The organism is Synechococcus sp. R6-10, from assembly GCF_047461815.1.
GTDB lineage: Bacteria > Cyanobacteriota > Cyanobacteriia > Thermostichales > Thermostichaceae > Thermostichus.
This window is the reverse complement of the sequence record NZ_JANSHW010000705.1, coordinates 1-728: the sequence shown is the minus strand read 5'-3', so window position 1 is coordinate 728 and position 728 is coordinate 1. Positions and strand designations below refer to the sequence as shown.

General features: G+C 56.9%; 1 protein-coding gene. It reads left to right on the top strand.

Going from position 1 to position 728, the window contains the following annotated elements; genetic code table 11:
* Positions 1-97: 97 nt before the first annotated feature.
* The coding region (locus tag NW837_RS15425) for an ammonium transporter (protein ID WP_414332546.1) at positions 98-728 on the top strand (631 nt) is incomplete at its 3' end.

The window sequence follows — 728 nt, the reverse complement described above, 5'->3', positions numbered from 1 at the left end:
GACTGTTTTCTCTCGTCTTCGGCAGGGGATCCTTTTGGGTTTGAGGACAGGGGGGAAAGTCCTGCTGGGGGTTGGAGCTTTGCTGGGGTTGGGAAGTTTGGTTGCCCCGCCTGCTCTGGCCCAGACGGATCTCACGGCTCTGGAACAGGCTCTCCCACCCGAGGCTTGGGCTGAGCTACAAACCTTACTGAAAACTCAGCAATACCATGCCGACATCGTCTGGACAACGGTGGCCGGGGCGCTGGTGTTTTTCATGCAGGCGGGCTTTGCCATGGTGGAGGCGGGCTTCACGCGGGCTAAAAATGCTACCAACATTGTCCTGAAGAACCTGATGGACTTCTGCTTCGGGGCCTGCGCTTTTTGGTTTTTGGGGTTTGGGCTGATGTTCGGATCCCATGTGGCCGGTTTTTTGGGCACCAACTGGTTTTTTTTCAACTGGCAACAGGGAGCTGAAGCCGGCAGTCAAAACGATGCTTGGCCTTTCACGTTCTTCTGTTTCCAACTGGTGTTTGCCGCCACCGCTGCCACCATTGTCTCCGGGGCAATGGCGGAACGCACCCGCTTTTTGGCTTATTTGATTTACTCCATCGTCATCTCTGGGGCGATCTACCCGATTTCCGGGGGCTGGGCCTGGAATGGCCTGTTTGCCGACTACAACGGTGGTACAGCCGGCTGGCTGGAAAACCTGGGCTACATTGACTTTGCCGGGTCGGGGGTGGTGCACTTGG